General features: G+C 66.2%; 18 protein-coding genes, 1 tRNA gene and 1 pseudogene. 7 read left to right on the top strand and 13 right to left on the bottom strand.

What is annotated here, in order from left to right:
* Window positions 1-295: 295 nt before the first annotated feature.
* Window positions 296-1,444 (bottom strand): 2-heptyl-3-hydroxy-4(1H)-quinolone synthase, encoded by a 1,149-nt coding sequence (gene pqsH, locus FFS27_RS01715; RefSeq protein WP_003090354.1) that lies wholly within the window; start codon window positions 1,442-1,444, stop codon window positions 296-298.
* A 617-nt stretch (window positions 1,445-2,061) separates the two neighbouring features.
* Here pqsH and FFS27_RS01710 point away from each other — a divergent pair.
* On the top strand, window positions 2,062-3,090 hold the full coding sequence (locus FFS27_RS01710) for an AraC family transcriptional regulator (protein WP_021264891.1): 1,029 nt from the start codon (window positions 2,062-2,064) through the stop codon (window positions 3,088-3,090).
* 15 nt (window positions 3,091-3,105) lie between these two features.
* Here the strand turns inward: FFS27_RS01710 and FFS27_RS01705 are convergent, their stop codons facing one another.
* The 3 genes from FFS27_RS01705 to vqsR form a co-directional block, all read right to left on the bottom strand.
* Window positions 3,106-4,320, bottom strand: a complete 1,215-nt coding sequence (locus tag FFS27_RS01705) for an MFS transporter (RefSeq protein WP_003130955.1) — start codon at window positions 4,318-4,320, stop codon at window positions 3,106-3,108.
* A 10-nt stretch (window positions 4,321-4,330) separates the two neighbouring features.
* Window positions 4,331-6,985: a TonB-dependent receptor gene (locus FFS27_RS01700; RefSeq protein ID WP_023101198.1), complete on the bottom strand. Its 2,655-nt coding sequence runs from the start codon at window positions 6,983-6,985 to the stop codon at window positions 4,331-4,333.
* A gap of 119 nt (window positions 6,986-7,104) precedes the next feature.
* The gene (vqsR, locus tag FFS27_RS01695) at window positions 7,105-7,911 is read right to left on the bottom strand and encodes a transcriptional regulator VqsR (protein ID WP_003130951.1); all 807 of its coding nucleotides are present in this window, start codon (window positions 7,909-7,911) and stop codon (window positions 7,105-7,107) included.
* A 152-nt stretch (window positions 7,912-8,063) separates the two neighbouring features.
* On the opposite strand from vqsR, the gene FFS27_RS01690 reads away from it, so the two are divergent.
* Together FFS27_RS01690 and qteE are read left to right on the top strand one after the other, a co-directional pair.
* Window positions 8,064-9,167 (top strand): polyamine ABC transporter substrate-binding protein, encoded by a 1,104-nt coding sequence (locus FFS27_RS01690; protein WP_003090368.1) that lies wholly within the window; start codon window positions 8,064-8,066, stop codon window positions 9,165-9,167.
* Between the two features lie 206 nt (window positions 9,168-9,373).
* Window positions 9,374-9,946 carry a quorum threshold expression protein QteE gene (qteE, locus tag FFS27_RS01685; protein ID WP_003090369.1) on the top strand — a complete coding sequence of 191 codons (573 nt, stop codon included), beginning with the start codon at window positions 9,374-9,376 and terminating at the stop codon, window positions 9,944-9,946.
* A 66-nt stretch (window positions 9,947-10,012) separates the two neighbouring features.
* Here qteE and FFS27_RS01680 read toward each other — a convergent pair whose 3' ends face one another.
* From FFS27_RS01680 to FFS27_RS01645, 8 genes are all read right to left on the bottom strand, one after another.
* On the bottom strand, window positions 10,013-10,972 hold the full coding sequence (locus FFS27_RS01680; RefSeq protein ID WP_021264893.1) for an aliphatic sulfonate ABC transporter substrate-binding protein: 960 nt from the start codon (window positions 10,970-10,972) through the stop codon (window positions 10,013-10,015).
* Between the two features lie 135 nt (window positions 10,973-11,107).
* A complete protein-coding gene (locus tag FFS27_RS01675; RefSeq protein ID WP_003097601.1) occupies window positions 11,108-12,064 on the bottom strand; it encodes an ABC transporter substrate-binding protein in 957 nt (318 codons plus the stop codon).
* A gap of 11 nt (window positions 12,065-12,075) precedes the next feature.
* Entirely contained in the window at window positions 12,076-13,062 is a 987-nt protein-coding gene (locus FFS27_RS01670) for an aliphatic sulfonate ABC transporter substrate-binding protein (RefSeq protein ID WP_003113358.1), read from the bottom strand.
* Window positions 13,063-13,169: 107 nt separating this feature from the next.
* On the bottom strand, window positions 13,170-14,321 hold the full coding sequence (locus tag FFS27_RS01665; RefSeq protein ID WP_003162150.1) for an acyl-CoA dehydrogenase: 1,152 nt from the start codon (window positions 14,319-14,321) through the stop codon (window positions 13,170-13,172).
* A gap of 4 nt (window positions 14,322-14,325) precedes the next feature.
* A complete protein-coding gene (locus FFS27_RS01660; RefSeq protein WP_003097607.1) occupies window positions 14,326-15,408 on the bottom strand; it encodes an LLM class flavin-dependent oxidoreductase in 1,083 nt (360 codons plus the stop codon).
* Between the two features lie 9 nt (window positions 15,409-15,417).
* Window positions 15,418-16,362 (bottom strand): ABC transporter substrate-binding protein, encoded by a 945-nt coding sequence (locus tag FFS27_RS01655; protein ID WP_003097609.1) that lies wholly within the window; start codon window positions 16,360-16,362, stop codon window positions 15,418-15,420.
* A 9-nt stretch (window positions 16,363-16,371) separates the two neighbouring features.
* Window positions 16,372-17,439 (bottom strand): LLM class flavin-dependent oxidoreductase, encoded by a 1,068-nt coding sequence (locus FFS27_RS01650; protein WP_003113362.1) that lies wholly within the window; start codon window positions 17,437-17,439, stop codon window positions 16,372-16,374.
* 339 nt (window positions 17,440-17,778) lie between these two features.
* Window positions 17,779-18,675 (bottom strand): LysR family transcriptional regulator, encoded by an 897-nt coding sequence (locus FFS27_RS01645; protein WP_003090383.1) that lies wholly within the window; start codon window positions 18,673-18,675, stop codon window positions 17,779-17,781.
* A 112-nt stretch (window positions 18,676-18,787) separates the two neighbouring features.
* On the opposite strand from FFS27_RS01645, the gene FFS27_RS01640 reads away from it, so the two are divergent.
* Together FFS27_RS01640 and FFS27_RS01635 are read left to right on the top strand one after the other, a co-directional pair.
* Window positions 18,788-19,393 carry a 3-mercaptopropionate dioxygenase gene (locus tag FFS27_RS01640; protein ID WP_003162147.1) on the top strand — a complete coding sequence of 202 codons (606 nt, stop codon included), beginning with the start codon at window positions 18,788-18,790 and terminating at the stop codon, window positions 19,391-19,393.
* Window positions 19,390-20,973 (top strand): rhodanese-related sulfurtransferase, encoded by a 1,584-nt coding sequence (locus FFS27_RS01635; RefSeq protein WP_023101197.1) that lies wholly within the window; start codon window positions 19,390-19,392, stop codon window positions 20,971-20,973. The genes FFS27_RS01640 and FFS27_RS01635 overlap by 4 nt, the downstream gene beginning before the upstream one ends.
* Before the next feature lie 134 nt (window positions 20,974-21,107).
* Here FFS27_RS01635 and FFS27_RS01630 read toward each other — a convergent pair.
* A tRNA-Ser gene (locus FFS27_RS01630) sits at window positions 21,108-21,197 on the bottom strand.
* Between the two features lie 129 nt (window positions 21,198-21,326).
* On the opposite strand from FFS27_RS01630, the gene FFS27_RS01625 reads away from it, so the two are divergent.
* Window positions 21,327-21,995 (top strand): Bax inhibitor-1/YccA family protein, encoded by a 669-nt coding sequence (locus tag FFS27_RS01625; RefSeq protein ID WP_021264895.1) that lies wholly within the window; start codon window positions 21,327-21,329, stop codon window positions 21,993-21,995.
* A gap of 110 nt (window positions 21,996-22,105) precedes the next feature.
* Window positions 22,106-22,203: pseudogene (locus FFS27_RS34065) on the top strand (sulfurtransferase complex subunit TusD); the annotation flags it as partial.

The following is a 22,203-nucleotide window of genomic DNA, read 5'->3' as shown; positions in this document are numbered from 1 at the left end:
CAGGAGATTTCGGCAACCTTAACAGAAAGCCATCCCATGACCTAGCTTGGCGCAAAGGCGTCATAAATCAAGCGTCATGGAAACATCATTCGACGACATCGAACGGGCGCTGCGAAGTATACCGCCAGCCCCCGGCGAGCGGCAGACCGGATCGCAGCAAAAACCGGCGAACCTGTGGAGAGCCCAGCGACGCCGGGCCTGGTAAAGCGCAAGCGCCCTGGTTGCCCGGGACTTCTCCATAGCGACCATCGCCGAACTCGAAAACAGGCGACCAAGACGCCACTGGCACCGGCGGCTACTGCGCGGCCATCTCACCGACACCGGTGAAAAGACGCTGGTGCAGGCGCCTGCGACTGGCATTCGGCACCAGGCGGACGAGGGTATTCCTCAGCCAGACGCTCCAGGGCGATTCCCATTGACCAAGGCGGCCGACGATCCAGGATTGCTTCCTGATGAACTCGATCCGCGCCTCGCGTTGCTGCTGGAACAGGATCAGCGTCTCGGCGCGCGGCGCCAGGCACCACAGGCGCGCCAGCAGGAAGGCGTCCTCCAGGGCCATGGCCGCGCCCTGCCCCAGGTTCGGCGTCATGGCGTGTGCGGCGTCGCCGATCAGCACTACCCGTCCGCGGCACCAGGAGGCGCCGGCCAACTCCTCAAGGTCGTTGTGCACCAGTGTGGTGGCGCTCGGTATGAGCCGGGCGATGCTCGCGCCGATGCCGTCGAAGTCCGCGTAGTGGGCGGCCAGCCGTTGCGGGGTGACGAAGCCCTCCTCGTCCTCGGGCTCCTCCCGGCGCACCTTCAGGGTCGCGTAGACATACATCTCGCGCGGGCTGATCTGGATGAAGCCGAGGCGCTTGCCGTGCCCCCAGACCTCTCCCGCCAGCTCGGCGTCCTCCAGCCGATGGGGAACGACCAGGCGCCAGCAGGTTTCGCCGGAATGACGCAAGGTCGCCTCCGGCCAGACATAACGTCGCACGCTCGAACGAATGCCATCCGCACCGACCACCAGCGAACAGTCGTGGACAGTGCCGTCGCTCAGGGTCACGCGTTCGTGGTCGAGTCCGTCGAGGATCTGCACGATGGAGACCCCGACCCGAATGCGCGACTCATCCAGCCCCTCCAGTAGCGCCGCATGCAGTTCGTGGCGCTGCAACGCCAGGCCGCCGCGGGAATTCCCACCCAGGCTGGAAGGCATCGACATCAGCATCGAACCGTCGTGGGCGTATACGTTGATGCCGGCCAACGGCATGCCACGGCGGAACAGCCGGTCGAGATCCAGGGTGCTGGACAACGCCGTCAACGCATTGCTCGCCAGGGTGATGCCGGTACCGATGGGCCTGATCTCGCTGGCCCGCTCGACCAGCAGCCAGTCGATGCCTGCCTTGGTGAATTCGCGCGCCAGCGCCAGGCCGGCGATCCCGGCCCCCTGGATAAGAACGGTCATCCGTTGCTCCTTAGCAGCGGCATCCGTCGCGACTTCGCGCGGTCGCGACAGGCCTGCCCGAGACGATGAAAATGTCCATCCTAGCCGCCCCGGACAGCCCACCGACCCTATCAGAAGATCGAGTTGACCCTGCTCGCCGACACCTCGCCGCTCGCTTTTCCTGTCCTCCAGGCCACCGGAAGTCCGGCGCGCCGGGAAGGCAAGCGTGGCCCGGGCACGGCACGCGTGGCCGGAAATCCCCGCTAGCAGCCGCCCGCCGCGGCGCTGCGGTTTTCCTTGGCCAGCAGCCTCCCGAGCGCCGGCAAACGGCGATGGCGCTTGAAGCTCACGGCGATCGGCCCGCGCCACCATCGCCCACGACGATCATCCAGGCGCAGCCACCCCGGAGAGAGTGGCCGGGACGGCAGCGTTCGGCCGGGCCACGGCGAGCATGCACGACCGATCGGCACGGCGTCGCGGAGGCGCGGCTATACGCAGACCCCGCTCCTGTCAACCCCTTACGCAAGGTAGTGATTGCCGGAAGCCCAGCGTACGAAAATCAACCGAAACGACATCCGCATGGAATAACGAAGCCCTGACGCCTTCAGGGCGATAGCATCGCGTGCAAGAGGTAACCGATGAGCCCGTCCGAAAACATCCAGTACGATTTCGAGTGGCGACCACTCAACAACTACCTCGCCGTGCAACGCATCACGCCTCCGGACATGCGCCAGGGTTCGGCTGCCGAGCCGCGCCTGCCCAGCGAAGCGCTCTACGAGTGGATCGTGCTGAACGGGCGCTCCCCCCTGGAAGGCCTGAGCCTGGGGGAGCACTACCGCCTTTCCGACTACGGCGTCGCCGGGCTGGCATTGCAGAGTGCCGGCACCGTGAACGAAGCCTTGCAACTGATCAAGACCAACATGCTGCTGTTCCGCAAGGACATCCGCGGGATCGCGGTGAGACGTTCCAGTTGCGACACCGTGGATGTGGATATCGACCTGCAGGACAAGCCGGACTGGCCGCAGTCGGCCCGGTTGTACCACGCCAACGTCCTGGCGTCGGCCGCCTACGCGGTGTTCCGCGACCTGCTGCTGGGCGATCTGGAACTGGTCCGCCTGCGCCTCCCGGAAAGGAACGGCGACGTGCGGGCATACGAGGAGTATTTCCGGGTGCCGGTGTATTTCGCCGGCGAAGGCATCACCTTCACCCTCCCCGAGGAATTGCTCGAGGCCGAGATCGCCACTGCCAACTCCGCCGTGTTCCAGGCCTCGCTGGCGCTCGGCAGCAAGGCTTTCAACACCCGCGTCACCCGCGAGATGGGCGGCTACCGCCAACGCATCGTGGCACTGCTGGAGGTGCTGCAGGACCGCTACCCGAGCATCGCCTGGGTCGCCCGGCAGTTGAAGGTCACCGAGCGGACGCTGCGCCGACGGCTCGCCGACGAGGGCACCAACTACCGGGAAGTGCTCGACCTGGTCCGCCACGACAGGGCGCGCCAACTGCTGCGGGACGAGCGACTGCGCATCGAGGAAGTCGCCGAGAGGCTGGGCTACATGGATACCTCCAGTTTTCGCCACGCCTTCCGCCGCTGGACGGGACAGTGCGCCAACGACTATCGCCAGACCCGCATCGGCGGCAAGACCGCGCGGCGCCAGGGCGAACGCTAGCCGGCATGATTCCCCTCAGGGCAATTTCTGCGGATAGGGGCGAAAGGCGAACAGGCTGCACGCAGCCAGGGAAAAAGCCGCGAGCAGCACCCATTCGGCCGTCCCGTAGCCTTCGGCGCGGTCGTACAGCCAGCCCAGCAGGTAAGCGCCGAGACTGATCGACAGGGCGAAGGTGAACGGCTGGATCGAACCGTAGATCACACCGAAGCTGCGCAGGCCGAAGTAGCGCATCAACAGGTACTTGGTGGTGCCGCTTTCCCCTCCTCCGCCCAGGCCGACCAGGAACACCGCCAGCCATAGACCGCTCGGTGTGTCGCCCACCAGGAACCAGGCCATGCCGAGCACCGCCGCCAGGGCGAAGGGCAACGCCACCCGCGGCGTCGCCACGCGGTCGAGAAGCCAGCCCATCAGCGGCTGCGACAGCATCATGCCGACCCACAACGCCGACAGCGCGGTGCCCGCCTCGCCCCGGGACAAACCGCGCTCCACCAGCATCGGCACACCATGGGTCATGATCCCGGACATCACGAACACCGCCAGCACCTGGTTGCCCAGCACCAGCCAGAAACTGGCGCTGCGCCAGGCCTGGGGCGCCGTCGATCCGCTCAGCGCGGTTTCCGCTACGGCCGTGCCGGCGGCCACGCCAGCGCCCGGCGCTGGCTCGCGGAACAGCCAGGCCAGCAGCGGCAGCGCCAGGCCCAGTTCGAGCACGCCGTAGACCAGGAAAGCGCCGCGCCAGCCCCACGCTTCGAGGCTCTGGTGGCCGACCAGCAGGCCCAGCGGCCCGCCCACCCCGAAGCCCAGGCCGAGCAGGCCGTAGGCCACGCCCAGGCGGTGGCGGAACCAGAGTCCGAGGATACGTCCGTAAGGCAGGTTGCCTGGCGCCAGCAGGCCGATCAGCAGGAACAGCGCGTAGAGTTGCCAGACGGCATTCACCGCCGCCAGGCCGAGCAGCGGCAGCGACAGGGCCGCGGTCAGCCCGAGCATTGTCCGCCGCGCGCCCCAACGGTCGATCAGCCAGCCCTTGAGCGGGCTGGTGATGGCGACCGCCAGTCCGAACAGCGTCACCAGCAACGACACCTCGGCGCGGTCCCAGGCGTACTCGGCGCTCATCGGTGCGATGAACAGACTGAAGGTGTTCAGCAGGATGCCGGTGGGCCCGAGCATGATCGCCACCACCGACGCCAGCAGCACGCCGCCGCTGGTCGCAGAAAATTCTCGTTGCGCCACGCCTGGCCCTCTAGAAGCGGTAGGCCGCGCGCAGGTAGTAGAAGGCGCCGTTGAAGCCGATCTGCGAGGCATAGGTGTCGTAGCGCAGCACGTCGCCATAGGTGGTGTTCTGCGCGGGCAGCTTGTCCGGACGGACGTCGAACAGGTTGTCGGCGCCGGCGGTCAGCGTCAGGTCAGCGCTGAGCCGGTAGCGCGCGGCGATGTCGGTGATGTACTTCGGGTCGTTGACGAAATGGTTGAATTTCTCCGTCGACCAGGCGTCCGGCCCTACCGTGTAGTCGAGTTCCGAGCTGGTCCGGCCGTAGCGCGTCAGGCGCAGGCTGACCTCCCAGTCCTGGCGGCTCCAGGTGCCGCCGAGGGAAACCTGGCTGCGCGGGGTGGAGCTGGTGATCCAGGCGACCTGCTGGGCATTGAGCAGCGGCTCGCCGTTGGCGCCTCGATGGTTCTTGCGCAAGGTGGTGCGGTTGAAGTTGGCCGACAGTTCCCAGTCGACCTGCCCGTATTCGCCAAGCGCGACGAGGTAGTGACCGGTGATGTCGACACCGCGGGTGCGGGTGTCGGCACCGTTGGCCAGGTAATGGGTACTGACCGTACTGGCGCTGGCCGGCAACGAGATCCCCGCCGCAGCTAGGGCATCGATGGCTTCCTGGCCGGAATAGGTGGCGCTGTCGACAATGCGGTCGCGGATGCTGATCTGGTAGGCGTCGATGTTCAGCCCGACGTTTTCCCAAGGGTTGAGTACCAGGCCAAGGTTGAAGCTGGTCGACTTCTCCGGTTGCAGTTCGTCGGCGCCGAGCATCTTCGCTGCCGGCGAGTTGGCCGCCAGCAGGCCGAGGGCGATGGTCGGACCGACGCTGAGGCCGGTGTAGTGCTCCTGGACCAGGGACGGCGCGCGGAACCCGCTGCTTACGCTGGCGCGCAGCGCCACCCGCGGATCGAACTGGTAACGGGTGGCGAACTTGCCGTTGGTGGTGCTGCCGAAGTCGCTGAATTTCTCGTGGCGCACCGCCAAGTCGACCTCCCAGGCTGGGGTCAGGGAGGTACCCAGGTCCAGGTAGGACGCCCAGGCGTGCCGCGACCATTGCCCCTCGCTGAGCGGCGAGAGGCCAGCCAGGGATTCCGCCCCGCCGCTGTAGTAGGACGCCGGGTCGCCGGCGTCGATGCGGTAGCTTTCCCGCCGGTATTCCGCACCCAGCGACAACGCCAGCGGAGCAGCGAGGAAATCCAGTTGGAATTCCCGCCCCAGGTCCAGGTTGCTGGTCCATTGGCTGTTGCGGTAGCGCGCCAGGTCGAAGCTTCTCGGGCTGTTGCCGGTTTCACGATAGATCGCCGCGTTCACCGACTGGGTCATGCCGATATCGGGACGGTCGGCGCCGTAGCCACTGCTCAGGTCCCAGTGCCAGGCATCCAGCAGACGCTCGCCGCGCACCCCGGCGAGGAACGCATAGTCGTCCTCGTCGCTGTTCGGGCGCGGCGTGAAGCCGTCCGGATACAGCGTCGGCGCCACCGAGGCCAGGCGATAGTTGGCCGCCGAGGAGGCCTTGCGCCGGGTATAGGTGCCGAAGCCGTACACCTCGATATCGTCGCCCAACCCGAAACCGGAGTTGAGCGCCAACGATTGCCGGTGGAACGCGGGATCGCCCATGGAAATGTTGTCGCGCCGACCGGTGCGCTCATCGATGCCGCTGCGCATCGTGCGCTCCTGCTCGCGATATTCGGCGGTGAGGTTGACGAAGCCGCTATCGCCGTAGGCCAGTCCGATGTTCCCCCCGCCGCCATGGGTGAAGCCGTCGCCGTCGCCGGTCTGCCCGACGTCAGCGGCCGCCGACCCGCCGTGGTCGGCGGACTTGAGGATGACGTTGATCACCCCGGCGATGGCGTCCGAACCGTACTGCGCCGAGGCGCCGTCGCGCAGCACCTCGACCCGCTCGATGGCGTTGATCGGGATGGTGTCCAGATCGACGCCGGTGGAGCCCTTCTCCAGCCCCCCGCTGATATTGAGATTGGCCGTTTCGTGGCGACGCTTGCCGTTCACCAGCACCAGCACATGGTTGGGGCTCAGCCCGCGCAGCGACTGCGTGTGGGTCAACGCCGAGGCGTTGAACGGCTGGGCCTGGCGGGTCAGCGAGGGCAGCAGTTTGACCAGTGCATCGCGCAGGTCGACCGCGCCGCTGCTGCGTAGCTGGGTAGCGCTGACCACGTCGATCGGGCTCAGGCTGTCCTGCGCCCTCACATCGCTCTTGCGCGTGCCGGTGACCACTACGGTGGACAAGGTCGGTGCCACCGCCGCACCTCGCGTCTCCTGCACAGGCGCCTGTCCGCCGCGCAGGACGAAGGCACCGCTTTCGTCCTGCGCGTATGCCAGCCCGCTGCCGGCCAGGGCACGCCGCAAGGCGTCCTCGACACTGAGCCGGCCGCGGATATCCGGTCCGCGCAACCCCGCCACCAGGCGCTGGTCGAAGGCGATCGGCACGTGTCCCTGGCGCACGATGTTCAACAACACCTCGGCCAGTTCGCCGGGCGCTATGTCGAATACCCGGGGCGCCGTGGCCGCGTCGCGCGGCCCACCGTCGGCGGCCTGCACCCCGCCCTGCAGCGCGCAGGCGAGCCCCACCGCACAGAGCACGGGGGTCAACGAACGAGAGGAAAGACGTACATCGGGCATGGTCGAATCGTCCTGGATGGAATTCGCCCATGAGTGCAATCCGACGCCGGCTTTTTCAGCGTCGGGCAATATGAATTTCGCATAACCTTATGCGCCCGGGTTCCTCCGCAGGCGGCGCACTAGCGTGCGTCGGCGAGCCGCGGCGCGGGCGGGTTGATCAACAGCGCGAATATCTCGGAGTGGGACTTCACGTTCAGCTTCGCGTAGATGTGCCGGCGATGCACCTTGATGGTGGCGATCGACAGCGTCAGCCGATCCGCTATTTCCTTGTTCGAGTATCCATCCAGCATCAGCCGGATGACATCCGACTCCCGCGCGGTCAGCGGCGATATCAACCCTCTCCAGGGCTGGACTTCCACCTCCGCCGCTGCGATCGGTTTCGCCTCCTCCCTGACCGCATCCTCGAAGTGGATGCGTTTTTTCATCAGCGCGATGACCCACGGGCGAAGCAGCTCGAACAGCGCGATCTGCTCGGCACCGAAGCGGCTCTCGCTGCCCAACGACAGGCATAGGGTTCTTTCACCATCCAGCGGGACGTTATATTGAACTTCGTCCGTCACCACATAATGCGCAAAGTACGCATTGTAATACTCGGTCGTTTCGAAATCTTCGGAGACGATATCCGCAAGATGAAAAAGCCCGCCGCGCCGACAGTTTCTGGATACCTGGTAGAAAGGATCTTGCAGATAGAGTCCGGTTATATATCGACTGATCAGCGGGTCCGGCTCGATTTCTTCTATCTCCTCTTCCATGAAGGAAAGAATCAAGGGGCTGGAGTCGCTGAATATCAGGGCCGCCCAGTTGTCGACGGGGGCGAACTGGCCGAGGGTCTGCGCCAGGATCCGCCAGAAGAACGGCCGGTCCAGCGCTTCGAGCAACTTTCCCAGTGACTCGTGCCAGGCGCCGCCGTGCAATGCGATATCCACACAACTACTCCTCTGGGATTAGTCACTCGGCGTTATGTCATGAAGAGTTCCAATGTGCATAATATCGATGCCTTCGAAGATAGCCACAGGTCAGAACTACCAGTTCTGGTAGGTGCAAAATCCAACTTGTTTCGTTTCGGAAAGGAAATCCAATGAAAAAAGTTTGTGCACTGGCGTTATCGATCCTGACGACGATCGGTGCGACAGCGGCGGACAGTGCATGGGCTGCGCAAACCAGCGTCCATCTTTACAACTGGTATGACTTCATCGCCCCGGAAACGCCCAAGGCTTTCCAGAAGGAAACCGGCACCCGTGTCGTCCTCGACACCTTCGACAGCGCCGAGACCGCGCAGGGCAAACTGATGGTCGGCCGCTCCGGCTACGACGTGGTGGTGATCACCTCCAACATCCTGCCCGGACTGATCAAGGCAGGCGTCCTCCAGGAACTCGACCGCGATCGGCTCCCCCACTGGAAGAACCTCGACGCGGACATCCTCGGGAAGCTTCAGGCCAACGATCCCGGCAATCGCTATGCCGTACCTTATCTCTGGGGAACCACCGGGATCGCCTACGACGTGGACAAGGTCCGCAAGCTGCTCGGCCCCGACGCGCCGGTCGACTCCTGGGACCTGGTCTTCAAGGAGGAGAATATCTCCCGCCTCAGCCAGTGCGGCGTGGCCACGCTGGACTCCTCCACCGAGCTGGTTTCCATCGCCCTCAACTACCTGGGCCTGCCGCACAACAGCCAGAATCCCGAGGATTACCAGAAAGCCCAGGAACTGTTGCTGAAGGTTCGCCCCTACATTCGCTATTTCGACTCCTCCAGAGTCGACACCGACCTCTCCAACGGCAACGTCTGCGTGGTGGTCGGCTGGCAGGGCACGGCCTACATGGCCCAGGTCAACAACGAACAGGCCGGTAACGGTCGCCATATCGCCTACAGCATTCCCCGGGAAGGCTCGCTGGTCTGGGCCGAGAACATGGTGCTGCTCAAGGATGCACCGCATCCGCAGCAGGGTTATGCGCTGATCGACTACCTGCTGCGTCCGGAGGTCATCGCCAGGACCTCCAACTACGTGGGCTATCCGAATGGCAACCAGGCGGCGCTGCCGCTGGTGGAGCGGAAGCTGCGGGAAAACCCGGCGGTTTACCTGAGCAAGGAAACCATGGCGACCCTCTTCCCGCTGGAAACCCTGCCACTGAAGGTCGAGAGAATCCGTACCCGGGTCTGGAGCCGGGTCAAGACCGGGAGCTGACACCCGCCCGAGACGCCCCCTGGAAGCGCGGGAGCGCCCGGAGCCAGAAAAATCCAGCGAGGTCCGCCAGGACCGGCGTTCGCGTCTTTCACCGGGCGAGGCTCTGCCTCGTCCGTCAGGATGCGGCTTGCCGGCTGACCTGCGACCGATAGAGATACCTCTCCCCCTGGGCGGGAAAGCCCCGGGCATGCCTGATGGAGAAAACCATGCTTATCCATTTCTGCCCCAGGCTGCTGACGCCTGCGGGGTTCGACCTGCCGTGCGAGCTGATCGACATCCGCATCAAGGAGTTCGACCTGCACCTGCTTGGCGGGCGCGACGTGGTGGCGCGTCACCCCCTCCCCGACAAGCGCTACCACGTGGCCTGCCGCAAGTCCGGCTGCAAGGCGGTGAATGGCCTGCTGGTGGACGTGGAAAAGCACGTTCCGCTGTTCACCGTGGACACCCGCTGGAGCATCGACGCCGAAGTGGTCCTGCGCCACCGCGTCGAGTACGTGGTGCTCGACGCCGAGCACGATGCGGTGAGCGACTACATGCTGCTGTGGTGCGACGAGGTGCCCAACTACTTCCTCGGCCAGAGCACCCCGGCCATGCAGGTTCCGTTGATGGAACTGATGCGCGGCAATGCGTTGCAGACCGAGCGGCAGGATGTGTTCCGCCTGCCAACGCTGAGGTCCGAACGCCTGCGCCAGGGCAACGCCGATGCCAACCAGCATCTTCCGAGCCGTGAGCAGGCGTTCCACGTCAAGGCCGAGCAGATCAGCTATGGGCTGGCCTGAAGGACGCGCGCCAGCGGCAAGCTACGCTGGCCGCCGGTGCCGCGCATCACAGGGCAGCCGCGCCGCTCAGTGCCGCGGCTGCCATACCTCCACGGCGCGCGTATCCACCGGTTTGGGTAGCAGTCCCTGGGCGTGGAAGGCGTCGGCGATGCGCTGTTGCTCGTCGAGACCATCTGCGCTCACCGGTTGTACGTCGTAGCTGCGCCGCGCATTCGCCTGCTCGACGGTAGCGGCATCGAGATTGCCCCACAGCGGCCCCAGCACCTTGGCCGCGTCGGCCGGGTGGCTCTTGAGCCAGCGCCCGGTGCGCTGCAGTTCGGCGAAGACCTGCTGGAGCACTTCAGGATGTTTCCTGGCGTAGTCGCTGGAGGCGAGGTAGTAGCGCTGGTAGCTGGCCAGGCCCTGGCCGTCGGCCAGTACCCGCGCGCGTTGCTGGCGCTGGGCGCTTGCCACGTAGGGGTCCCAGGTCACCCAGGCGTCGACCTTGCCGTTCTCGAAGGCGGCGCGGCCGTCGGCTGGCGTCAGGTAGGCTGGCTGGATGTCGGAGAACTCAAGCCCGGCGCTGGCCAGCGCGGCGATCAGCAGGTAGTGGCTGCCGGCGGCCTTGGTCACGGCGATGCGCTTGCCCTTCAGCTCGGCCAGGGACTTCAGCGGCGAATGTTCGCCGACCAGTATCGCCTGCGCCGCGGGCGAAGGTGTTTCGCGGGCGAAGTAGGTCAGGCGAGCACCCGCCGCCTGGGCGAACACCGGCACGGTGTCGGCGACGTCGGCGGAGAGATCGACGTTGCCGACATTGAGCGATTCGAGCAACGGCAGGCCGCTGGGGAACTCATGCCAGGACACCCGGATGCCCTGCCTAGCCAACTCGCGCTCGAAGGTGCCCTGGCTGCGGATCAGGGTCAGCAGAGTCGAGGATTTCTGGAAGCCGATGCGCAGGACCTCCTCGGCCTGTGCGCCACCAATGCCCGACAGGACGACGGAAGCGGCAAACACGATGGCCAAGCGACGCAGGAACGGACGAGACATGCGATGACTCCTGGGATAGGTGCGAGCGCCCGCAGGGACGGGAGTTCCAGCTGCCGGCGACGGAACGGATAGATTATTGGAATAAAAAACAATCGATAAATAACTTATAGTTATCAATTAATACCCAGGCAGCGCCTACCGGATATCCGCATCCGACGCCTGCCTGACCGCAAAGCCGCTGGCGAAGGTCGGCCGCACATCGAGGCGCTGCGGAATCAATCCATGGGCCTGGTAGAAATCGGCGGTCTCCTGCTGCTGGCCGAGCGTTCGCTCATCCAGCGCCTGCCAACGCAAGCGCCGGCGTTCGAACTGCAAGCGCGCGGCGTCCTCGGGGAAGCCGATGATCTGCGCCAGGCTTCGCGAATACTCGTCCAGGTGCAGGTACGCCCAGCGCTGGGCGCTGGCCAGGCGTTGCAGGTAGTCCTGCAGCACGGCGCGTTTCGCCGGGTCGGCCAGTGCGCTATCGGTAGCAGCGAGGAAGCTGTTGCCAGCCCACAGGCCGCGACCGTCGACCAGTACCCGAGCCTTGTCGGCGGTCTCCGCGAACGCGGTGTAGGGCTCCCAGGTCGCCCAGGCATCCACGGAACCATTGGCGAGGGCCATTTTCGCGTCCACCGGGCCGAGGAAGCGGAATTCGACGTCCTTCTCGCCCAGCCCGACCGAGGCCAAGGCCTTGAGCGCGACGAAGTGGCCGATGGAACCGCGCCCGGTGGCAATGCGCTGACCTTTCAGGTCGTTGGCCGAGCGCAGCGGCGAATCCCCTCTCACCAGCACGGCGGTACCGTAGGGATCGGATTTGTCGACGGCGATGGCCTTCAGCCGGGCACCGGCGGCCAGGGCGAAGAGCAATGGCGCGTCGCCGATGATGCCGGCATCCACCGCACCGGCATTGAGTGCTTCGGCGAGGGGGGCGGCGGCGGGGAATTCGAACCAGCGGATGTCGTAGGTCAGGTCGTCCAGCGCGCCGGCAGCCTCCAACTGGGCGCGCATGTTGCCCTTCTGGTCGGCCAGGCGCAGGGTCACGCGCTCGTCGGCACAGGCCTGGCCGACGAGCAGGCAGAGAAGCAGGAACAGGCTCAGGGTCTGACGCATTCCGTAACTCCTCAACGCTGGCCGACGCGGAGGTCGGCGGGCAACTGGCGGGCCACTTCGGCGGCACCGGCGGACAGGCTGAAGTCGAACGCCGGGGCGACCTCCAGCGACTTCGGCAGCACGCCTTCGGCATGGAAGAAATCGGCGGCGGTCTGCAGGGTAGCGGCAACCTCCGGACCGAAGACCACAGGACTGATGCGCGCCTCGCCAACCCAGCGCCGAGTGACTTCGCGCGGCATGTTCAGATCCTTGGCCAGGGCCTCGGCGAACGCCTCCGGATGCCTCAGGGCCCAGGCCTGGGCACGCGCCAGGCGGGTCAGCAGGTCGCTGATCGCGGCCTTCTTGCGGGCGATCGCAGCGTCGCTGGCCAGGGCATAGGAGTAGCCGGTCATGATCCCGGCACCGTTGTCGATGACCCGCGCCTGATCGAGCAGCACGGCGCTGGAGGTATAGGGCTCCCAGGGCACCCAGGCGTCTACCGAGCCACGCACCAGGGCGGCACGGCCGTCCACCGGACCAAGGAAGGAAAAGCTTACGTCCTGCGGTCCGAGGCCGGCGCGACGCAACGCGCCAAGGGCGAGGAAATGCCCCCAGCCGCCGCGATTGACGGCAATGCGCTTGCCCTTGAGGCCGGCCACCGAACGGATCGGCGAGTCCTTGCCGACCACCAGCGCCACGGTCGCCGGGTTGAAGTGCCAGGCGCCCACCGCCTTGAGCGGCGCGCCGGCAGCGTAGACGAAGAGGAACGGGATGTCGCCGGTAAAGCCTATGTCCAGGGCCCCGGCGTTGAGCGCCTCGAGCACCGGTGCACCGGAGGGGAACGCCGACATTTCCAGCTTGTACGGCAGGTCGTCGAGCTCGCCGGACGCGCGCAGGGCGGCGTAGCGGTCGCCCTTCACATCGCCCAGGCGCAGGCTGATGAGGTCGGCGGCGCTGGCGGCTCCAGCCAGCAGGGTCGCGGCCAGCAGGCCGGCAAGCACACACAGGGGTCGTTTCATGGGCAATCTCCAGGCAGCTCCGCACGGAGCCGGGGCTATCCTGGGCTATCCGTTCCGCCGGTGCGGTCGCCGACAAGGCCAGGGTCGAGAATCGTGGGAGGTACGTTTCAAAGACTCAGCGCCGCCCTCCCCGCCGCGCTCCAGACGCTATCTTTCTGTGGCGTGTGGACACGTCCGCAAAGCACGTCGCGGTAGTGCCGCTGTAGCGGATTGTGCCGGCTGAGGCCGTGGTTGCCGCTCAGTTCCAGGGCCTTCTCGACCACCGCCAACGCGTTGTCGATGACCGCGACCTTGAGCAGCCCGGAGTCGCTGGCGGGCAACTGTCCGCAGCACGCGGCATCGAGCAGCAGGCGGTTCTGCAGGAGCAGGCCGTCGATCCCGCCGAGCGCCTCCTGCATCCTCGGCAGGCTCGCCAACGGCGCGCCGAGACTGGCCGGCACGCGCTCGCGCAGCCAGCCGACGAGCCACTCGCGGGCGCTCCCGGCGATACCGTCGTAGAGAGCGCCAAGCAACACCGCGCTAGCCTGGGCGAAGTCGCGCAGCACGGCCTGGTCCGGCGCCGGAGGCTGGTCGTGGGGATGCAGGCCGATGGCGTTTTCCAGAGGCACCGCCACCTCTTCGAAGAGCACCTCGTGGCTGCCGCTGGCGCGCATGCCCAGATGGTCCCAGCTCTCCACGATACGGATGCCTGGGCTGTCGCGGCGCACCAGCCAGGTACCCACGCGGGGGATCGGCTCGTCGCTGCGCGCCCATACCGCCAGCCAGGTCAGGCCGGGAATGCCGGTGGTGTAGAGCTTGTGCCCAGACAGCTGCCAGCCGTCGCCGACACGCCGCGCCAGCGTACCCGGCAGACCGCCGCGTGACGGCGAACCCAGCTCGGGCTCCACGCGCAGGCTATTGATCAACGCCCCCTGCTCCAGCACCTCGCGCGCCACGCGCCGCTTGAGCGCGCCGGGCCAATCGGGGTTATCGGCCAGGCGCCGCAAATGCAGGTACTGCATGCACAGCACCAGGGCCGTGGAGGGTTCGCCGCGAGCCACCGCGCCGATTACCCGGCGCAGCTCGCCGAGGCTGGCGCCGGGACCGCCGAGCGCAGGCGGCAAGGCCAGGGCGAGCAGCCCGTGGTGTCGCAGCAGGGCCAGGTTGGCATGGGGAAAATCTCCGCTGCGGTCATGGGCATCGGCGCTTTCCGCCAGTTGCCGGGTCAGTTCTGGCAGCCGTTCATCGAACGCCGCCGAGGGAGTCTGCAGGACGGCCATGGGATCAGGCCGTGGCGCGCCGGCGCTCGCGCTCGGCGACTTTGGCGCGGGTCAGCGGGATCAGCTCGCGGCCATATTCCACGGCATCGGCGAGGGGATCGAAACCGCGAATGAGGATATTGCGCACGCCCAGGTCGTAGTAGGCGAGCAGGGCGTCGGCCACCTGTTCCGCGGTACCGACCAGGGCGGTGGAGTTGTGCCCACCACCGACCAGCCTGGCGATTCCGGTCCAAAGGCGCTCGTCGAGGCGCTCGCCCTGCTCCACCGCCTTGAGCAGACGCTGGGCGCCGACGCTCTGCGGCTTGCCCTTGGGGAAGCCGGCCTCGCCCAGGCGCGCGCCGGCGCTTGCGCGTATCGCCTCGGCCTTGGCCCAGGCCTCGTCCTCCGTGCGCCCGAGGATGGGCCGGAACGACAGGCTGAATTCCACTTCGCGACCATTCGAGCGCGCCTGTTCGCGCACAGCGGAGATGGTTTCGGCGGCCTGTGCCAGGGGTTCGCCCCAGAGCATGAACACATCGGCCTGCTTGCCGGCGACCTTCAGCGCGGCTTCCGAGGAGCCGCCGAAATACACCGGAATGTGCGGTTTCTGCTGCGGACGGATGGCCGAGAAGGCGTGCTCCACGCGGTAGTGCGCGCCGTGGAAATCGAAGGGTTCGGTGCTGGTCCAGGTGCGCTTGAGCAGTTCGATGAATTCGTCGCTGCGGGCATAGCGCTGGTCGTGGTCGAGATAATCGCCGTCCTTGCGCTGGTCGGCGTCGCTGCCGCCGCTGATGATATGCACCGCCAGGCGCCCGTCGAGGAGGTGTTCGAGGGTCGCCAGCTTGCGCGCGGCCAGGGTCGGGGCGACGAAACCGGGGCGGTGCGCCAGCAGCAGACCGATCCGGGAAGTGGCCAGGCCAGCGGCGGCGGCCACCAGGAATCCATCCGGCTGGTCCGACCAGTAGCCGACCAGGATTCGATCGAAGCCGGCCTCTTCGTGGGCGCGTGCGAAAGCGGCGATGTAAGGCTTGTCGAGGATAGGTCCGACCGGCGCGAGGGTCTCCGAGGCCAGGCGATGGCCGATCATGCCGAGAAACTGGATGCTCATGGTCCGTACTCAGTGGAAGGCTTCGTTGAAGGACGTGTCGATCACCGTGGAAGTGTCGAACGGCTTGGGCAAGGCACCGGTCTGCAGCAGGAAATCCGCGGTCTCCTGGTAGTCGGTGGCGGCCTGGGCGTCTACCGGGCCGACGCTCATGCCGGCCTGGCCGATCCAATGGCGGGAGACTGCCCGGTCGAGATTGGCCTTCTGCGCCCAGAGGTCGGCGTACTGCTCCTTGTGTGCCTCGACCCAGGCCCGTGCCTTGCGCAGGCGGCCGAGGAAGTCGGCGATCTGCGCGCGCCTGGGCTCGATGGAAGCAGCGTTGGCGGCGATGCTGGACAGCCCCGGCATCAGGTCGCGGGCGGTGAGAATCGGCCGTGCGCCGGAAACCACGATCTGCTGCGAGATATACGGCTCCCACACCGGAAAGGCATCGATGCTGCCGCGCGGCAAGGCGGCGGCGGCGTCGATCGGCATCAGCTTGACGAACTCCACGTAGTCCTTCGGCAGGCCGGCTTTCTCCAGCGCGCGCAAGGTCAGTTGCTGGCTCCAGGCACCGGGCCAGTAGGCGACTTTCCTGCCCTTGAGATCGGCAATGCTGCGCACCGGAGAATCCTTCGGCACCAGCAGGGCTATGGTATCGGGGTTCTGCCGCGAGACGCCGACCAGCTTCACCGGCGCACCCTTGGCGGCGAGGAAGATGAAGCCCGAGTCGCCGAGGAAACCCAGGTCCAGCGCTCCGGCCTGCAACCCTTCGGCCACCGGCGCGGCGGACTGGAAATGCTTCCATTCGACCTGGTAAGGCGCGCCTTCGAGAACTCCCGAGGCCTCCATGGAAGCCCGCACGTTGTAGTAGTTCTGGTCGCCCACACGCAACGTCGGCAGCTCTGCGGCCTGGGCCAGGGAGGCACCGAGCAGAAGCGTGGCGAAGCTGGTTAGCAGGTATTGCTTGAGTTTCATCGGAGCTCCTCAACCGGCGTGCCGCAACAGCGGCAGGCGGGCGATATGGTCATGTATGGCGGGAATCAGGCCCTGGCCGTAGCGCACGGCGTCGCCGAGCGGATCGAAGCCTCGAATCAGGAAGGTCGAGACGCCCAGCCGGTAGTACTCGCCAAGCGCAGCGGCAACCTGCTCGGGGGTGCCTACCAGGGCGGTGGAGTTCCAGCGCGCCCCGGTCAGCCGGGCCACGCCGGTCCACAAACGGCTGTCGAGCACCTCGCCCTGCTCGGCGGCGGCCAGCAGGCGCTGCGAACCGACGTTCTGCGGCTGGTGGTCGCGCAGCGGCAGACCGAGGCGCGCACGGTTCTCGCGGACCTGTTCGAGCACCTCGGCGGCACGCTTCCAGGCGGCCTCCTCGGTATCCGCGACGATCGGCCGGAATGACACCGAGAAGCGCAGATCGCGTCCCTGGGCCTTGGCGGCGGCGCGCACTCGGCGGATATGCCCGTCGACCGCGGCCAGCGGCTCGCCCCAGAGCATGTAGGTGTCGGCGTGCCTGGCGGCGACCTCGATGGCTGCGTCGGAGGAGCCACTGAAATAGATCGGTATGTGCGGCGACTGGCGCGGGCGCACCGCTGGCGAGGCGCCCTGGAAGCGGTAGAACTCGCCGTCGAAATCCACCGGTCCCGTGGCGGTCCAGATAGCACGCAGGGCTTGCAGGTATTCGTCGGTACGGGCGTAGCGGCGGTCATGGTCGAGGTAGTCGCCATCGCGCGCGAGGTCCTCGTCGTTACCACCACTGACTACGTTCAGGGCCAGGCGGCCCTCGCTGAACTGATCCAGGGTGGCCAGTTGGCGTGCCGCCAGCGGCGCTGCGATCACCCCCGGGCGATAGGCCAGGAGAACGCCAAGGCGCCGGGTGGCAGCGGCGACGAAGGAACTGACCACCGCGCCCTCGGCGGCATTGCTGAAATACCCCACCAGCACCCGGTCGAAGCCGGCGTCCTCATGGGCCTGGGCGAAACGCCGGACGAAACCGGCGTCCACAGCCTCCCCCAACGGCTGGTCCACCTCGGAACTCGGTGTGGCGGTGATCATGCCGAGAATTTCCACGCTCACGCTGTTGCCCTCGCCTGGGCCGCTCGACTGATAAGGTTGGCGGCTTTCGTTATAAGAAAAACATCTGCATGGGTGCTTTTCTTAGAAGCTACAGGCTGAAACTACATGATGGAAATTCATTTTTGTCATATCTTAATATGCTAAACGCGCATATTTAGCTTTTCCGTCTTTTCGTTTCCCAAGGCGGACACTATGCGTAGCCGCCCTCGCTCCCTCTTCCCTCTGAAGCGAAAAGGGGCTCGCAGGGGAATGTTGATCCCGACTGCAGCCCCTTCTCATTCACGCTCCCGTCTCCCGGGGTTCTCCCGGCGCCGCTACTCAACCGGCTTGCATATCCAACCCCTCGGCCACCGCCCTGCCGAACAGCCGTGCCGGCGTCTCCAGATTGCCCAGCAGGCGCGGACGCACCAGCCAGAGCTGGATCAGCGGCTGGAAATCCTCCAGTTGCAGCACCTGCAACTGATCGCGGTAGCGGCTACGCGCCAGGGCCGGCGCCGGCACCAGGCCGAGACCCCGGCCCGCGGCGACCAGGCCCAGTTGCAGCTCGCTGCCGAAAGTCTCGAGGTTCAGTTGCAGGCCCAGGCCCTGATCGGCCAGGGCCCGTTGCAGGCCGGCACGGAAGCCGCAGCCATCGGGGTTGAGCACCCAGCCATGGTGGTAGCAATCGAGCAGGCGTCGCGCCTGGATGGCACTGTCGCGGGCGACCACCACGCAGAGTTCCATGCGCCCTAGGGGCGTGGCGCCGAGTTCTTCGGGGAATACCTTGCTTGGCGGAAACAACACCACTGCCGCGTCCAGTTCGGCATTCTCCAGGCGCGCCAGCAAATGGCTGCCCCAGCCAGTGCCGACCTGCGCGCGCAGCTCCGGGTACTCGTCGGCCAGCCGCCGAAGGGCATCCAGCAACACCACCTCGCCGATACTCTGCGGCACGCCCAGGCGCAGCACGCCACTTGGTGTGGCGTCACCGGCCACCAGTTCACGTAGGCCATCCACCTCGCGCAGCACCCGCCGGCACTGTTCGTAGACCCGCAGTCCGCTGGCGGTGGGTTTGAGCGGCTTGGTATTGCGGTCCAGCAATGCCACTCCGAGGGACTCCTCCAGGCTCTGTACCCGCCGGGTGATCGCAGACTGGGTCAGACCCAGGCTCTCGGCGGCCTGGCTCAGGGAAGCGTTGCGGATCACCGCGACGAAGGCGTCGATGTCATCGATTTTCATGGGGCCGGCACCAATTGCATTTCTCGCATATTAGCTTAGATTCAAAATGCATTTCAGGAATAAAAAAGCGTTTGCTACCGTACCGCCAGAACTTCCCGGAGTGAATCCCCGCATGTCATCCATCCTGCGCCTCGACCGCCTGCGCCAGTTCATCGGCGAGCTGGCGACACTGCTCGACAGCCGTCCCGACGAATCCACCCTGCTCGCCCAAGCCCACCCCCTGCTGGCCGAGCTGGTGCGCCAGGACGACTGGCTGCCGGAAGACTGCGCCCGCCCCGATCCACAGCGCTACCAACAGTACCTGCTGCATGTCGACTCACGGCAGCGCTTCTCGGTGGTCAGCTTCGTCTGGGGGCCGGGCCAGATCACACCGGTACACGATCATCGGGTCTGGGGCCTGATCGGCATGCTCCGCGGGGCCGAATACTCGCAGCCGTACGCCTTCGATGCGGGGGGGCGTCCGCATCCCAGCGGAGCCCGTCGACGCCTGGAGCCCGGCGAGGTCGAAGCGCTGTCGCCACGCATTGGCGACGTGCACCGGGTGAGCAACGCCTTCAGCGACCGCACATCCATCAGTATCCACGTCTACGGCGCCAATATCGGTGCGGTACGGCGTGCCGTGTTCAGCGCCGAAGGTGAGGAAAAACCCTTCATTTCCGGCTATTCCAACAGCCGCTTGCCCAATATCTGGGACCTGTCGAAAGAGAACCCCGCATGAGCCAGATCGCCGTACGCACCTTCCACGATATCCGCGCCGCTCTCCTCGCCCGCCGGGAGCTGGCGCTGCTCGACGTGCGCGAGGAGGACCCGTTCGCCCAGGCCCATCCCCTGTTCGCCGCCAACCTGCCGCTGTCCAGGCTGGAACTGGAGATCCATGCCCGGGTGCCGCGCCGCGACACGCCGATTACCGTCTACGACGACGGCGAAGGCCTGGCGTCGGTCGCCGCGCAACGCCTCCTCGACCTCGGCTACAGCGACGTGGCCTTGCTCGATGGCGGCCTGTCCGGTTGGCGCAACGCCGGCGGCGAGCTGTTCAGGGATGTGAACGTGCCGAGCAAGGCCTTCGGCGAACTGGTGGAGGCCGAGCGCCACACGCCATCGCTGGCCGCGGAGGAAGTACAGGCTTTGCTCGACGCCAGGGCCGACGCGGTGATCCTGGATGCCCGTCGTTTCGACGAATACCAGACCATGAGTATCCCCGGCGGCATCAGCGTGCCCGGCGCCGAACTGGTGCTGCACGTCGCCGAACTGGCGCCGGACCCGCGCACCCGGGTGATAGTCAACTGTGCCGGGCGCACTCGTAGCATCATCGGTACCCAGTCGCTGCTCAACGCCGGCATCCCCAACCCGGTGGCGGCATTACGCAACGGCACCATCGGCTGGACGCTGGCCGGTCAGCAACTGGAACACGGCCAGACGCGACGCTTCGGTGCGATCTCCCAGGACACTCGCAAGGCCGCCGCCCAGCGCGCCCGTGCCGTCGCCGACCGCGCCGGCGTCGAACGCCTCGACCTGGCCGGTCTGGCCCAATGGCAGGACGAGCACGACCGCACCACCTACCTGCTCGACGTACGCACGCCCGAGGAATACGAAGCCGGTCACCTGCCTGGCTCCCGCTCCACGCCCGGTGGCCAGTTGGTTCAGGAAACCGACCATGTCGCCAGCGTGCGCGGCGCGCGCCTGGTACTGGTGGACGACGATGGCGTACGCGCCAACATGAGCGCCTCCTGGCTGGCCCAGATGGGCTGGCAGGTCGCGGTACTGGACGGACTCTCCGACGCCGACTTCAGCGAGAGGGGCGCCTGGAGCGCGCCGCTGCCGAGGCAACCCCGGGCCGACACCATCGACCCGACCACCCTCGCCGACTGGCTGGGCGAACCGGGCACCCGGGTGCTCGACTTCACCGCCAGCGCCAACTATGCGAAACGCCACATCCCCGGCGCCGCCTGGGTATTGCGCAGCCAGTTGAAGCAGGCACTGGAACGGCTGGGCACGGCCGAGCGCTACGTACTCACCTGCGGCAGCAGCCTGCTGGCGCGCTTCGCCGTGGCGGAAGTCCAGGCACTCAGCGGCAAGCCGGTGTTCCTTCTCGACGGCGGCACCAGCGCCTGGGTCGCCGCGGGCCTGCCGACGGAAGACGGCGAAAGCCTGTTGGCGTCGCCGCGCATCGACCGCTACCGCCGCCCCTACGAAGGTACCGACAATCCGCGCGAAGCGATGCAGGGCTACCTGGACTGGGAGTTCGGCCTGGTGGAGCAACTCGGTCGCGACGGAACTCACGGCTTCTTCGTGATCTGAAGCCATTACCCGACGAAATCGGAGAGTCATCGAATCGACGCCGGGCAGGCTGCGGAAACGACCCGGAAGTGCGGAAGAGCGGCGCCCCGAAAATGCAAAAGCCCCGCTCAGCGGGGCTTTTCAGTACGCGGATATGGCGGAGGCGGTGAGATTCGAACTCACGGAAGAGTCTCCCCTTCGACGGTTTTCAAGACCGTTGCCTTAAACCACTCGGCCACACCTCCGCATCGCGGGGCGCCATAGTACCGGATAGCAACACACTGTCAAACTCTATCGATTGGCCCTGGCAGAGGCTTTGCTATCATGCCCATCAGTACGTCATGGACCCGTTCCCGTTAAGGAGTACCCACACCATGCAAGAACAGCAATATCAGCTGAACTCCGCCGTCGCGGAACAGCGTGAAGTCAGCGGCGTTCTGCGCAATACCTACGGCCTGCTGGCACTCACCCTGGCCTTCAGCGGCCTGGTGGCCTACGTTTCGCAGCAGATGCGCCTGCCCTATCCGAACGTGTTCGTGGTGCTGATCGGCTTCTACGGCCTGTTCTTCCTCACCGTGAAGCTGCGCAACAGCGCCTGGGGCCTGGTCAGCACCTTCGCCCTGACCGGCTTCATGGGCTACACGCTCGGCCCGATCCTCAACATGTACCTCGGCCTGCCCAACGGCGGCAGCATCATCACTTCGGCGTTCGCCATGACCGCCCTGGTGTTCTTCGGCCTGTCCGCCTATGTGCTGACCACCCGCAAGGACATGAGCTTCCTGTCCGGCTTCATCACCGCCGGCTTCTTCGTCCTGCTGGGCGCCGTGCTGGTATCGCTGTTCTTCCAGATCAGCGGCCTGCAACTGGCGATCAGCGCCGGCTTCGTCCTGTTCTCCTCGGCGATGATCCTCTACCAGACCAGCGCGATCATCCACGGCGGCGAACGCAACTACATCATGGCCACCATCAGCCTGTACGTGTCGATCTACAACCTGTTCATCAGCCTGTTGCAGATCTTCGGCATCGCCGGCGGCGACGACTGATAGAAAGCGCCTCCGAAAAAGCCCGTCCCCGCGACGGGCTTTTTCATTTGCGGACCGGCAAAACACAGGCATTGGTTTATCATTCGAAGAAATCCTTCGCGTATCGCAGCATGAAATTCGCCATCGCCCTATTCGACCCTCCCCACTCCCCCGCCGCCGGCCAGCGCGGCTTCGCTGAAGCGCAGCGCGCGGCGGGCACGAAATCGTC

This window comes from Pseudomonas sp. 2VD (assembly GCF_005503585.1).
Classification (GTDB): Bacteria; Pseudomonadota; Gammaproteobacteria; order Pseudomonadales; family Pseudomonadaceae; genus Pseudomonas; species Pseudomonas aeruginosa.
The sequence above is the reverse complement of the archived record's forward strand: the minus strand, read 5'-3'. Positions and strand labels throughout refer to the sequence as shown.